13 protein-coding genes are annotated in these 13,209 nt (G+C 48.1%); 10 read left to right on the top strand and 3 right to left on the bottom strand.

What is annotated here, in order from left to right:
• Nucleotides 1-186 precede the first annotated feature (186 nt).
• The 3 genes from GBH70_RS07185 to salA all read left to right on the top strand — a co-directional run bounded on the left by GBH70_RS07185 (nucleotide 187) and on the right by salA (nucleotide 2,824).
• Nucleotides 187-630, top strand: a complete 444-nt coding sequence (locus GBH70_RS07185) for a YbaK family protein (protein ID WP_151680405.1) — start codon at nucleotides 187-189, stop codon at nucleotides 628-630.
• Nucleotides 631-962: 332 nt separating this feature from the next.
• Nucleotides 963-1,673, top strand: coding sequence for an N-acetylmuramoyl-L-alanine amidase CwlD (gene cwlD, locus GBH70_RS07190; RefSeq protein WP_151680406.1), 711 nt, complete (start codon nucleotides 963-965; stop codon nucleotides 1,671-1,673).
• A gap of 98 nt (nucleotides 1,674-1,771) precedes the next feature.
• On the top strand, nucleotides 1,772-2,824 hold the full coding sequence (gene salA / locus GBH70_RS07195) for an iron-sulfur carrier protein/transcriptional regulator SalA (RefSeq protein ID WP_151680407.1): 1,053 nt from the start codon (nucleotides 1,772-1,774) through the stop codon (nucleotides 2,822-2,824).
• A gap of 49 nt (nucleotides 2,825-2,873) precedes the next feature.
• On the opposite strand, the gene gerD is transcribed toward salA, so the two are convergent.
• A complete protein-coding gene (gerD, locus tag GBH70_RS07200) occupies nucleotides 2,874-3,428 on the bottom strand; it encodes a spore germination lipoprotein GerD (RefSeq protein WP_151680408.1) in 555 nt (184 codons plus the stop codon).
• 136 nt (nucleotides 3,429-3,564) lie between these two features.
• Here gerD and GBH70_RS07205 point away from each other — a divergent pair, with 136 nt between their 5' ends.
• A complete protein-coding gene (locus GBH70_RS07205) occupies nucleotides 3,565-4,185 on the top strand; it encodes a KinB-signaling pathway activation protein (protein WP_151680409.1) in 621 nt (206 codons plus the stop codon).
• A 57-nt stretch (nucleotides 4,186-4,242) separates the two neighbouring features.
• On the opposite strand, the gene pdaB is transcribed toward GBH70_RS07205, so the two are convergent.
• Nucleotides 4,243-4,989, bottom strand: a complete 747-nt coding sequence (pdaB, locus tag GBH70_RS07210) for a polysaccharide deacetylase family sporulation protein PdaB (protein ID WP_151680410.1) — start codon at nucleotides 4,987-4,989, stop codon at nucleotides 4,243-4,245.
• Nucleotides 4,990-5,128: 139 nt separating this feature from the next.
• Here pdaB and GBH70_RS07215 point away from each other — a divergent pair, with 139 nt between their 5' ends.
• The 6 genes from GBH70_RS07215 to GBH70_RS07245 all read left to right on the top strand — a co-directional run bounded on the left by GBH70_RS07215 (nucleotide 5,129) and on the right by GBH70_RS07245 (nucleotide 12,874).
• Nucleotides 5,129-5,356, top strand: coding sequence for a hypothetical protein (locus GBH70_RS07215; RefSeq protein WP_151680411.1), 228 nt, complete (start codon nucleotides 5,129-5,131; stop codon nucleotides 5,354-5,356).
• Between the two features lie 444 nt (nucleotides 5,357-5,800).
• Nucleotides 5,801-7,192 carry a cytochrome ubiquinol oxidase subunit I gene (locus GBH70_RS07220; RefSeq protein ID WP_151680412.1) on the top strand — a complete coding sequence of 464 codons (1,392 nt, stop codon included), beginning with the start codon at nucleotides 5,801-5,803 and terminating at the stop codon, nucleotides 7,190-7,192.
• The gene (gene cydB, locus GBH70_RS07225) at nucleotides 7,192-8,202 is read left to right on the top strand and encodes a cytochrome d ubiquinol oxidase subunit II (protein ID WP_151680413.1); all 1,011 of its coding nucleotides are present in this window, start codon (nucleotides 7,192-7,194) and stop codon (nucleotides 8,200-8,202) included. The genes GBH70_RS07220 and cydB overlap by 1 nt, the downstream gene beginning before the upstream one ends.
• A 221-nt stretch (nucleotides 8,203-8,423) precedes the next feature.
• Nucleotides 8,424-10,172 carry a thiol reductant ABC exporter subunit CydD gene (gene cydD / locus GBH70_RS07230; protein ID WP_151680414.1) on the top strand — a complete coding sequence of 583 codons (1,749 nt, stop codon included), beginning with the start codon at nucleotides 8,424-8,426 and terminating at the stop codon, nucleotides 10,170-10,172.
• Nucleotides 10,147-11,877, top strand: coding sequence for a thiol reductant ABC exporter subunit CydC (gene cydC, locus GBH70_RS07235; RefSeq protein WP_151680415.1), 1,731 nt, complete (start codon nucleotides 10,147-10,149; stop codon nucleotides 11,875-11,877). The genes cydD and cydC overlap by 26 nt, the downstream gene beginning before the upstream one ends.
• Nucleotides 11,878-12,130: 253 nt before the next feature.
• Nucleotides 12,131-12,874, top strand: a complete 744-nt coding sequence (locus GBH70_RS07245; protein ID WP_151680417.1) for an SDR family NAD(P)-dependent oxidoreductase — start codon at nucleotides 12,131-12,133, stop codon at nucleotides 12,872-12,874.
• A gap of 145 nt (nucleotides 12,875-13,019) precedes the next feature.
• Here the strand turns inward: GBH70_RS07245 and GBH70_RS16945 are convergent.
• The coding region (locus tag GBH70_RS16945; protein WP_216643876.1) for a hypothetical protein at nucleotides 13,020-13,209 on the bottom strand (190 nt) is incomplete at its 5' end.

Genomic DNA, 13,209 nt, shown 5'->3' on the forward strand with positions numbered 1-13,209 from the left:
TGAGTTGGAAGAAGGAGTACAGTCCTTATACAGCGGGATGTTATGTAAACTTAAAATACGCCTGTTTTATTTATCCGCGAATTAATCCTATATATCCACGCATTTTCCGCGCTGTTGGGTTGGAAATCATTATATGGTATGCTCGCCCGGCATTCGTTGAACAATACCCATAAGGAGTGGGTATAGATGCATGAAGTCATTACCACCCTGTCTGCAAAAAGACGGGAGAGGCAAATCAGATATGAACGCAATCTGCTCCAGGAGCTCCCGATCGAAGCTTTGAAAAAAAGCTTTCAATCCCATTTTGATTCATTCCGGATCAACGGGGGAGCCCGGATGGAGCAGAGCGTCGAAGAAGGCTGCTATGATGTGGCCATCGAGGCATATTTATTGGGCGGCCACTACAGCCGCTTCGGCTACTACGGCGAACCGTTGGAGCAGGCCAAAAAACGGTGTGAAACCGAGTTAAAACATATTACGGATACACTTTACAACTTCTGGCTCTACTGGACGTTCGGCAAAGATACCATGCAGGAATCGATTTATTATACATGCGAACAGTTTACCGACTACTGGTGGACGTACGGCTTTAAAAAAGGCGAACAAAGGCGGAAACTGCGGCTTCATTAGGGGGGGCCGGCTATAGGCGGCCCCCTCTAAGTTTGTTGCCGGCCCGCCGATTTTTTTCGGAATTCCGCTGATTTTCCGAAAGGTTCCGCTGATAAAGGAAGCTTTTTCGCTGATAAATTTTTCAAGACAGATGCGGGCGGGAGATACGATTTCCGCTGCAGTTCTTTTCTGCCGATATTTTTAAATTACTGCTGATGTTTTGCCAACTTCCGCTGAGAAAGAGAGATTTTCCACAGTAAAACGGGAAACCGTTTGAGTTCCAACCTTAAAAAAGTTCTATTTTCCTTTCTTGTCCCATAACTATCAGTAAGGACAAGGAGAGGGAGATTGAGATGAAACGGAAGATCAAAATCGCGGGGTTTTTGCTCGGGGCCGCCCTTTTATTTTTGCTTCTGCAGTTTGAATTTTTCCAAAAAGATACATGGCGCCCATGGAATTTGCCGCTTTCCGGAAAAATCATTTATTTGGATCCGGGGCACGGCGGTCCGGACGGCGGCGCAACCGGCGATGAGGTGCTGGAAAAAGATGTCGCCTTAAATGTCGCCAGCAAAATCAAAGATTACCTGCAGCAGCAGGGGGCGCTTGTCATCATGACGCGCGAAACGGACACCGACCTGGCCGATAATGAAACAAGAGGCTACAGCCGGCGCAAAGTGGAAGATTTAAGAAAGCGGCTTTCCCTCATTAACCAATCGGAAGCTGATCTGTTTATCAGCATCCATTTAAATGCAATTCCGCAATCCCAGTGGCGCGGCGCACAGACATTTTACTTCCCAAGCATGGTCGAGAACAAAAGAATTGCAACTTTCATCCAGGCTGAATTGATACGGAACCTTGAAAATACAACGAGGGTTTCGAAAACATTGTCCAATGTATACCTGTTAAAACATGCGAAAAAACCGGGCTGTCTTGTTGAAATCGGTTTCCTTTCCAATCCGGAAGAACGTCAGCAACTGAAATCCGACGAATACCAGACAAAAGTGGCCGCATCCATTTATGAAGGGATTATGCGGTACTTTACGAAAGAAAAAGATTTAAAATGACGGCGCCATCCAGCAAGCCGATCCAGTCCATAAAATCGTCAAATTATGGTATACTGGATTCAGGCTGGAAACGACTTCATTCAAGGATGGTGTGAAAAATGTTGACGGAACAACAAGTGTATGATGCGATAAAAGGGTTTGAAGATCCTTTTTTACATAAAACGCTGGAAGAAACAAAAGGGATTGTCGAAATCAAAATCAAAGAGGAAATCCAGCATGTCAGCGTAAAAGTCGCCATTGCGAAAACCGGCACGAGGGAACAGCTGCAATTGCAGATGGCGATTGTAAAAGCACTGAAGGGAATCGGCGCCAACACGGTCGGCATCCGTTTTGGCGAGCTTCCGAAAGAAACGCTTGACCAGTTCCGGGATCTGCTGAAGGAAGACAACCCAAATCCGCTTGGCTCCGCCAAAACTGAATTTATCGCGATCGCAAGCGGCAAAGGCGGTGTCGGAAAATCAACCGTATCCGTGAATTTGGCGGTTGCCCTCGCCCGTCTTGGGAAAAAGGTCGGCCTGATTGATGCCGATATATACGGATTCAGCGTGCCGGATATGATGGGCATTATGCAGCGCCCGGTTGTCCGCGGCGAAAAAATCATCCCGGTCGAACGGTTCGGGGTAAAAGTCATTTCAATGGGTTTCTTTGTCGAAGATAATGCGCCGGTCATTTGGCGCGGCCCGATGCTCGGCAAAATGCTGAACAATTTCTTCAATGAAGTGGAGTGGGGGGACTTGGATTACCTGCTCCTTGATTTGCCGCCTGGAACCGGGGATGTTGCACTCGATATCCATTCGATGCTGCCGCGCTGCAATGAGATCATCGTGACAACCCCGCACCCGACAGCCGCTTTTGTTGCCGCAAGGGCAGGGGCGATGGCATTGCGGACGGAACACAATTTATTGGGTGTCATTGAAAATATGTCTTATTTTGAAAGCAAGGTTACCGGGGAACGCGAGTATGTGTTCGGCCGCGGCGGCGGGGAAAAATTGGCCGAGGAGCTGCGGACGGAACTGCTTGGACAACTGCCGCTTCAGCAGCCGGATTGGAATGAGCATGATTTTGCGCCGTCCATTTATGCCGAAGATCACCGCATCGGCAAAATTTATACGGAAATAGCCCGGAAGATTGTCGATAAACTGAAAAAATAAACATATTGCAAAGCGGTGGGGCAGCATCCCACCGCTTTTTCCGGCAGCTTCATTTTTTCCCGTCCGTTTCTTTGGCGGCTTTCCGTAAACTGTCCTCCATTTTCGCTTTAAATAAAGGATCATTAAACGTGTCGACCACAACACTTTGCATTGTTTTCCGCATCTCTTTGCTTTTCAGCATATTGCGCACTTCTTTTTCATAAACCGGATCTTTTAAAACGTCGATCATCATTGCCTGGTAATCCGGATCTTTCATTAAACTTTTCAGCAATGCTTTGTTTTCGGTTTTCATGCTTTTGGCAACCGCTTCGGCAAATTTCGGGTCTTTCATCGATTCTTTCCAAAAATCCATGCCTTTTTGGGAGGTTAACGTTTTTTCGATCGTTTCTTTGACATAGGCCTGGTCAATGACAAGATTCTTTTTCATGTCATCGCTCGTGATGATATCTTGCAGTGCTTTTTTGCCTTCGTCGGTTTTCAATATATCAATGACCATTTTTTTCGTCTGGTTATAATCTGTCTGCCCGCCCATTGCGGCATTGCCGGAGCAGGCGGCAAGGGCAGCGCACAGGGGGATGAGGAGCAAAACAATAATTTTCTTCATGCTTTTGGCTCCCTTCTTCATTCTATCTTTAATATGGGGAGATTTTTTCGTTTTATGCGCGGGAGGGTAAATGCTAGATTTTTCAAACAATTATTTGGTACAATCTAAGTACAAAAGCATAAAAGGGGGATGGGCGTTGACAAGCCGGAATTGGGTTCGTTTCTTTTTTGCCGTACTCGCACTCGGCGGGGTGTCGTCCGGGATATTGGGGTTTTTGATCCGCTGGCCGGAACTGGAGCCTTATGTTGCCCGTATGGATCTGTTATCGATCGTCGGCGCGTTTTTCTGGTTTGCAGGTGTCGGGTTGATTTTCAGCTTGGTCAGCCAGGTCGGCTTTTTTGCTTATTTAACGGTGCACCAGCTTGGGCTCGATATTTTCCGTTCGCGGATGGTGTGGCAGGCAATCCAGCTTGTGGCAGCCTGTTATGTGCTGTTTGATTTTGTGTATTTCCGGGCGGATTTCCACCAATCGCTTTGGTTCGCGGCGGTGGTCCTGGCTGTTTCTTTGGCGGCTGCATTTGCCAAGGCAAAACAGGCTAAAAGCGCAAGTGCGTTCATTCCCGCCCTGTTTTTTATGGTGGCGGCAACGATATTGGAGTGGGTGCCGGCTTTGCGCGTGAATAATCAATCATGGCTGTATTTAATGTTTTTTCCACTTTTGATCTGCAATGCTTTCCAGCTCCTTGTTCTTCCGTATTTTTTAAAGCGTTCCCAAAAAGAGAGGGAACAGAAAGCAGCGATGAAGGCCGCAAATTAAAAAACCGGATTGCTGCGTGTCGGCATCCGGTTTTTTGGCAGGGGGCCCCGTTTTCTGTTATGGTATTACTTTCGTTTTCGTTTCGCCGTTTGCGATCATTTCGGAGACGGCGATGAATTTTCCTTCGTGCGACAGGTTGCGGATGATGGTTGGCAGGGCTTTGTTCGTTTGTTTGGCGGCATCGGAAGCATGGAGCAGGACGATGTCGCCGTTTTTTGCTTCACTTGCTTTTTCGATGATTTTATCGGTGCCCGGGTTTTTCCAGTCATCCGTGTTGATGCTCCAATGGACAACCGTGAGCCCCAGTTGGTTGGCTATTTTCAATGTCGTTTTGTCAAAATGGCCGGTTGGGGAACGGATGAGTTTCACGTCTTTTACTTCAAGTTTTTTAAACACTTCCTGCGCCTTCAGCATATCGCTTCTCACTTTGCTCGGCTCCGTATCGGTATAATCCACGTACGCATAACCGAGGCTCCCGATCTCATACCCGGCTTTTTCGATCATTTGGACAATATCGGGATGTTGCTCGGCCCAAGCCCCTGATAGAAAAAATGTAGCGGATTTCACGCCGCTTTTTTGCAGCGTTTTAATGATTGGGACGGCTTTTTCATCCCCCCAGCCGATATTAAAGGTAAGCGCAATCCCCTTTTCCCCTTTAAAAACCGCTTTTGGGGCACCGTTTGCTGAAAAAGCGGCAGTTTGCGCCAGCATTTGGGTATATAAAAATACAGCGGTAAAAAAGGACACAACGATGATGAAAAGGTACTGTTTCCATTTGCGTGTATGCGACTCGGTAGAATGCATCAGTCAACCCTCCGTTACAGACAGTGCTTGTTTTATTTTATGCGCAAAATTTCCGGGAATATGCAATCAAAAGTTTTCATGATATTTTCCTTATATTTGGCAAAGATAGTGTTACTACGAACAGAAAGGGTGCATGCGGGTGTTAGGATTGGTTGTACATGAAAATGAACTGCTGGAACTGCAGTATTTATTAAAAAGGGAGATGGAAGAGATATTATACGACTTGAATGACCAAAGGATCGAGCGGACCGTAAAGAGGGCGATGAAGGAAAGGTACCGGATCTTATTCAGGCTCCTGACAAAAGTGGCGCCCCAAAGCGAATATGCCCAATTCGCCATTCCCCCGAGGCGGGAAAACGAACGGTAAAAGAAGGGTGTCTCAAAAGCCGGTTCACAAACTTTTGGGATACACCTGTTTCAAGGCACATCTCCAAGGGGCCATTCAAATGACTGTAAAGGCCGTTCCAAGGGAAAAATCAAGCCCGAAACGCATTACAGGGTTGATGAAGACCATTTCCATAAAAAACCCCCGTTCAACTTGTCTTTATAAAAATTGTAAAAGTCAAAACTTTAAGCAAACAGGGCTGCCAAAGTCCACTTGGGCAGCCCTGTTTGGATTATTGTTCACGTTTGCCGAAAAAAGTCAATAGGTTTCAGGAGGGAAATTTTTGCAAAAATAAATTGTCAAATAATATTCACATGATCTTAAACAATTTGTCACACAGCTCCTATCTGTACCTTAAAAAGATTAAATATAATATAAGTGTAATGATAAAGTATCGGAAAACGGATAAGGAGGGAATGTTGGGAAATGAGTGAGTTAGTATTGGCACGTGCCCAGTTCGCAACGACGACATTGTTCCACTTTATTTTCGTGCCGCTTTCAATCGGTTTGGCTTTTATTGTCGCAGTAATGCAAACGCTTTATTTGGTGAAAAAGAAAGAAATCTACCGAAAAATGGCGAAGTTTTGGGGAACTTTTTTTCTCATCAATTTTGCGGTCGGTGTTGTCACCGGGATCATCCAGGAATTCCAATTCGGGATGAACTGGTCGAGCTACTCCAGGTTTGTCGGGGATGTATTCGGCGCGCCGCTTGCGATTGAAGCGCTGCTAGCGTTCTTCATGGAATCGACTTTCATCGGCCTGTGGATTTTCGGCTGGGACAGGCTGCCGAAAAAACTCCATCTTGCCTGCATCTGGCTTGTTTCGATCGGGACAATGCTGTCGGCGCTCTGGATTATGGCCGCAAACTCATTCATGCAAAACCCGGCCGGCTATACGATTCATAACGGCCGCGCGGAAATGAACGATTTTGCCGCTGTGATTTTGAACCAAAAATTACAGGTTGCCTATCCGCATATTATTTTTGGCAGCCTCGCAACGGGTGCTTTCTTCATTGCCGGCGTTTCGGCTTGGAACTTGATTAAGAAAAAAGAAGTGGCCTTTTTTAAACGCTCTGTTTCCATTGCACTGATCATCGGGTTGATTGGCGGGATCGGCCTCGCGTTTTCCGGCCATGACCAGGCACGTTATCTGGTCAGGGTGCAGCCGATGAAAATGGCGGCGGCGGAAGGTCTGTGGAATAATAGCGGGGATCCTGCGCCATGGACGCTTTTTGCTGTCATTGATACGAAAAATAAAAAATCGGTGGATAAAGTTGAAATCCCATACTTACTGAGCTATCTGTCCTACGGCAAATTTTCCGGGGAAGTCAAGGGTATGAACACGCTCCAAAAAGAATACGTGCAGGAATACGGGGAAGGGAACTATATCCCGCCTGTCAAAACAACGTTCTGGAGTTTCAGAATTATGGTCGTGGTAGGCGGCATCCTCATTTTGTTCAGCCTGATCGGATTGTATTTAGTGTGGAAGAAAAAAATCGAAAACAGCACGCGTTTCCTGAAATGGCTGTTCCCGGTCATGTTCCTCCCGACGATCGGCAATTCGTTCGGCTGGATCATGTCTGAAATGGGGCGGCAACCTTGGGTCGTCAACGGCTTGATGAAAACAAGCGCGGGCGTTTCGCCGAATGTTTCGGCCGGCGAGATCCTGTTTTCGATTATTGCATTCTCGCTAGTTTATACGCTTTTGGCGGTTGCGATGGCCTACTTGTTCATCCGCGTTATTAAACAGGGCCCGCAGGCAAAACCGATGGAAGATATCACTGCAACGGATCCTTTCAATACAAGGAGGGTTGGATAATGCAGTTAAATGAATTATGGTTTGTGCTCGTTTGTGTATTGTTTACCGGGTTTGTATTTCTCGAAGGTTTTGATTTCGGCGTAGGCATGAGCACGAAATTCCTCGCAAGAAATGAAACGGAAAAGCGGGTGTTGATCAATACGATCGGCCCGTTCTGGGATGCCAATGAAGTGTGGCTCTTAACGGCGGGGGGCGCAATGTTTGCCGCTTTCCCGAACTGGTATGCAACGCTTTTCAGCGGATACTACCTTGCATTTGTTATCCTTTTGCTTGCGTTGATTGCCAGGGGGGTTGCATTTGAATTCCGCGGCAAGCTGCAAGCAAGCAAGTGGAAGAATATATGGGATTGGTCGATTTTCCTCGGGAGCATACTGCCGCCGTTTTTGCTCGGCGTGTTGTTCTCGGGGCTCATTAAAGGTCTGCCAATTGACAAGTCAATGACGATGCATGCCGGATTTTTCGATATCGTCAACCTTTACACTATTGTCGGCGGTATTGCCTTTGTTGTCCTCGTTTACTTGCACGGTCTGATGTTTCTCACGCTGAAAACGGAAGGCGAACTCCGCGAGCGCGCCGGGAAAGCCGCGATGAAAATGTATGTCGCAGCCGGTGCAGTCGTCATCCTGTTTACTATACTAACAGCGGTTTTCACAGACGCCTTTGTGAAACGGGGAGCAATTTTAATTCCGCTCTATGCGGTCGCGATCGTGCTGTACCTTGCTTTGTACCCGCTGCTGCGGAATAAAAAAGAAGGCTTGAGTTTCACGGTAACCGGGCTGGTTTTAATTCTTGTCACGGCTTCGTTTTTCATCGCGCTCTTCCCGAACGTGTTGATCAGTTCAACGGATGTGGTGAATAACCTGACGCTGTACAAAGCTTCGTCCAGCCCATATTCATTGAAAGTTATGACGATTGTGGCATTGACAATGGTACCGATCGTGCTGGCGTATACAATCTGGAGTTACTACGTTTTCCGGAAACGTGTCACGCCGCATGAGCTGCATTATTAAGTATGTGAAAAATGTTAAGCCCGGCAAAGCTTTGCTGGGCAAGTAAAAAATGTACTAGGACGCGGTCGAAAAAGCGCGCCCGCCACCCACCCGGGGAGCAGATTTCGGGCAAACCGGGTGCTTTTCATTTTATGACAGGGCTTTTAGGGAAAGCTCGCGCGGATTTTCGCAATCAAAAGCATGCCGGCATCACCTGGCGTGCAGGCAAGGAGCTGGTGCGGATGGATAAACATTTGTTGCATTATAAAGGAAGCATCCAGGCGATGTTTTTGGTCGGATGCCTGACATTGGTCCAGTCATTCGCAGTGATTGTGCAGGCAGTGTATTTGGCCAAAGCGATTGTCCATTTGTATAAAGGGGCGCCGTGGCAGGAAGCGCTGGCCGAGTTCGGAATCTTTTTTGCCGCCCATATCGTTAGGCATTTTTTGCAGTGGGCGAAATCGCGGATTGCATTCCGCTTTGCCAACCGTACATCCCTGCATTTCCAGAACTTGCTTGTACAAAAGCTTTTTCGAATCGGGCCGCGCGCGATCAGCAGGCACGGTACAGGGAATCTTGTAACGCTTTGTCTGGAAGGCATTCCGCAATTCCGTACGTATTTGGAGCTGTTTATTCCGCGGTTTATCTCCTGCATGTGCATCCCTGCCGTCCTCTTGGCCTATTTTTTCCTCACAGACATCGAAACAGGCATCATTTTGCTGCTTGTCATGCCGATTTTGATTGGATTTTTGATTTTGCTCGGGCTTGCCGCGCAAAAGCAGAAAGACGCAAGATGGGAAACGTACCAACTGCTTTCCCGGCATTTCGTCGATTCGTTAAGGGGGCTTGTGACGCTAAAATTTTTAGGGCGGAGCAAAGGCCATAAAAAAGCGATATGGGAGGTCAGCAACAAATACCGCATTGCCACGAACCGGACACTTCGGATCGCATTTTTATCTTCGTTTTCATTGGACTTTTTTTCAACGTTGTCTGTCGCGGTCGTGGCGGTTGAACTCGGGCTCAGGCTGATCAACGGCCATATCGGTTTTGAGCCAGCCTTGGCGCTTTTGATTTTGACGCCGGAATATTTCATGCCGGTCCGCGATCTTGGCAGCGACTACCATGCGACAATGGACGGGAAAGAAGCGGGCGAGAAAATCCACCGCCTACTTGCGGAAAAAGAAGATTTCGGAACCGGCCTGTCTTTCCCAATCAAGGCTTGGAATGAGAACAGCATCTTGTCGGCTGAAGGGCTTGAAAAACGATCGGAGGAAGAAAACCGGGCGATTTTGCATGATGTCGATTTCAGCGTCCGCGGGTTTAAAAAAATCGGCATTATCGGCGTTTCAGGTTCCGGTAAGTCTACGCTCATTGATTTGTTGTCCGGATTCTCCACTCCTGAAAGGGGCCGCATCAAGTTGGACGGGATGGAGGTTCCGCATCTGTCATTCCCGGAATGGCAGCGGCAGGTGAACTATATCCCGCAGCACCCGTATATTTTTTCCGGAAGCGTACGCGAAAATATCGCTTGGTACGCACCTGATGCGCCGCTTGAAAAAATTGAAGAAGCGGTCCGGACGGCAGGATTGTCTGAATTGGTCGCAAATTTACCAAACGGATTGGATGAGATGATCGGCCAGGGGGGAAGGGCATTAAGCGGCGGCGAAGAACAGCGGATTGCGTTGGCGCGCGCATTGTTGGATGAGCGGCCGGTGATGCTTTTGGATGAACCGACCGCTCATTTGGATATCGAAACCGAACAGGAGATCAAGCGGTTGATGCTGCCGCTGTTTGAAAACAAGCTTGTCTTTTTTGCCACCCACCGCCTGCATTGGGTGAAAGAGATGGATCTGATTTTGGTGATGGACGGCGGCAAACTTGCGGAATGCGGCACATACGAAGAACTGTACCGAAAGAAAGGCGCCTTTTACCAATTGGTAGAGGCGCAGCGGGGAGGCGCGGAAAATGAAGTACTTCAATCAGTATATTAAGCCATATATCCGGCAGTACAGGGGGCTTATGATATTAACGGTGCTGCTCGGTATCCTCACCTTTTTGGCTTCTTCCATGCTGACCTTTACTTCCGGGTATCTAATTACAAGGGCTTCGGAAATGCCGGTGACGATTCTGTTGATTTACGTGCCGATTGTCGGCGTGCGCGCATTTGGAATCGCACGGCCTGTTGCCCGTTATCTCGAACGCCTTTCCGGGCATAATACGGTGTTAAAAATTCTTGCCGACATGCGCGTCAAACTGTATGAAATGCTCGAACCGCAGGCGCTTTTCATCCGCTCCCGCTTCCAGACGGGCGATCTGCTCGGGACGCTTGCCGATGACATTGAACATTTGCAGGATGCCTATATCCGCACCATTTTCCCGACGGTTACCGCATTATTTTTATTTCTGTATTCGACTGTGGTGCTGGCTGTGTTCGACTGGCTGTTTGCTTTGTGGATTGCCGTTTGTTTAGGCGTGATTGTGTTCGTATATCCGCTTGTATCATTGTATCTCATGAAAAAACGGCAAATTGAGCTGAAAGAAACGCAAGGCATCCTGTACTGCACAATGACGGACACTTTATTTGGGATTCGCGACTGGATCATCAGCGGGAAAAAAGAACGGTTTTTCAAACAGTTTTATGAGGACAGCAGAAAAAGCCACGAGATTGAGAAAAAGATGTCTTATTGGAACCACTCGCGCACGTTCCAGCTGCAGGCCATCTCGGGCGCCATTTTAATTTTTGTCGGCATTTGGGCGGGGCATGCCGCTTTGAACGGAGAGATTGCCCCAACGTATATCGCTTCTTTCACGCTCGTCACGTTGCCGATATTAGAAGGGATGATCCCGGCTGTGCCAGCGGTTGAAAAGATTACAACATACAAAGAATCGTTGCAGCGGATTGACGGGATCCGCGGGTATTTGCCGGAAGAACCGGGGGAAAAAATGCCTTTGGATACCGGCGGGAAAGCAGATATCCGACTCGAGCATGTTACGTATTATTACGAAAATGAAAAGGAAGCAGCGCTTAAGGATGTCTCGCTCATCGTCCCGCACGGGCAGAAAATTGCGCTGCTTGGCAAAAGCGGTGCCGGCAAATCGACGCTTCTGCACCTGTTGGTCGGGGCATTGAGACCTGACAGCGGTACGGTTACGATCGGCGGGCACGCCCCGGCCGATTACGGGGAAGCCATCCACAAACAGGTCAGCGTGTTGAACCAGAAACCGTATTTATTTGCGACAACGGTGGAAAATAATGTTGGCCTCGGGCGGGCGGACGCCACGGTGGAAGAAATTGAAGCGGCGATCAGGCAGGTGAAGCTCGGCCGTTATATCGACACGCTTCCAAACGGCATCCATACGCAAATGGAGGAAACCGGCCAGCGCTTTTCCGGCGGTGAACGGCAAAGAATTGCCCTTGCACGGATTTTGCTGCAAAATACGCCGATTGTCATTCTGGATGAACCGACAGTTGGGCTTGATCCGCTGACGGAAAAAGATTTGCTCGATACGATATTTGATGTTTTGCACGACAAGACGGTGCTTTTGATTACGCACCATCTTACAGGGCTTGAAAAAATGGATCAGATCATCTTTCTCGATGATGGAAAAATTGCAATGCAGGGCACGCACGCGGAACTGATGTCAGGAAACGCGCGCTACCGGCAGCTGTATGAAATGGACCACGGGGTGGGATAAGGCCACCCCGTTTTTTTCAGGGTATGGACTGGTTACGAGCTTGCCGTCAGTGCGTTCCGTTTTTCCGCGGCGGGGAATCGGATCGTTTCGGCAATGGTTGCGGGGCATCCTTTTCATGAAATTGACACATTTATTGTAAGCGTTAATATTTCGTTCTTTTTCACAACATACTACACTATAAGTGTACCGAATTGGAGAGGGGTGATTCCAATGCAAACGTTTGGCTTTATAGGCAAAGTTGCAATCGTAACCGGTGGCGGAGGGGGAATCGGGCGCAGCATGCTTAAAACTCGCTGAGGGCGGAGCAAAAGTCGTTGTCGCAGATCTATCCGAAGAAATGGGTGAGGAAACGGTAAGAAGAATCCACGAAATCGGCGGAGATGCGATTTTTGTCCGAACCGATGTATCCAAATCGGAAGATGTCCAAAGTTATGTACGGGCCGCACTCGATACTTACGGAAAAATTGATATTCTATTAAACAATGCCGGATGGGAAGGGAAAATGATTCCGCTCGTTGACTATCCGGAAGAAGTATTTGATAAACTGATGGGCATTAATGTTCGCGGTGTATTTCTGGGGATGAAATATGTCCTGCCGCATATGATCAGGCAAAAAAGCGGTGTAATCGTCAATACGGCGTCAGTTGCCGGTATGGTCGGAACATCGGAAATGGTTGCATACGGCGCCAGCAAACACGCGGTCATCGGCATGACGAAAACCGCAGGCATTGAAGCAGCCCCGTCCGGCGTCCGTGTCAATGCGGTCTGCCCGGGTGTTGTGGATACGGAAATGATGAGAAAAATTGAAGGCGGTTTTGCAAGGGGAGATACAGCGGCTGCCGAACAAACAAGGCAGCAAATGGCCGCAGCCGCGCCAACCGGCCGTTATACACAACCGGAAGAAGTGGCGAATGTCATGCTCTACCTTGCATCCGACCTATCTTTCCGTGTTGTCGGCCAAACGATCGTCATTGACGGCGGTGCTGTCCTTTCATAACGGCATACTGTATATGTAAAGCACGAAAAAAGCCTTTCACGAAGGATGAACAGTGGCAATGCAGGAGGGGAACGCTCCGGAAGCGCAGCTTACTTAAACATTGTGGCACAACTCCCTAATCGCAAATATATATTATAGAAATGCATCACTCCGGTTTCCCTCCCCGCACGACAGCGAAAATTTTTGCAACGGGAAAAGTAGTTGACACGAAGTTGTGATCTTGGTATATTGGTAAACGTCGCTGCTTCAACGGGAAGACGGCAAGATAAAAAAGTGTTGACAAATTGGTCGGATCTTGATATAATGAAAAAGTCGCTGTCATAAATAGATGGCAT

Origin of the sequence: Weizmannia acidilactici (assembly GCF_008974225.1) — a bacterium.
Taxonomy (GTDB): Bacteria; Bacillota; Bacilli; order Bacillales; family Bacillaceae_C; genus Weizmannia; species Weizmannia acidilactici.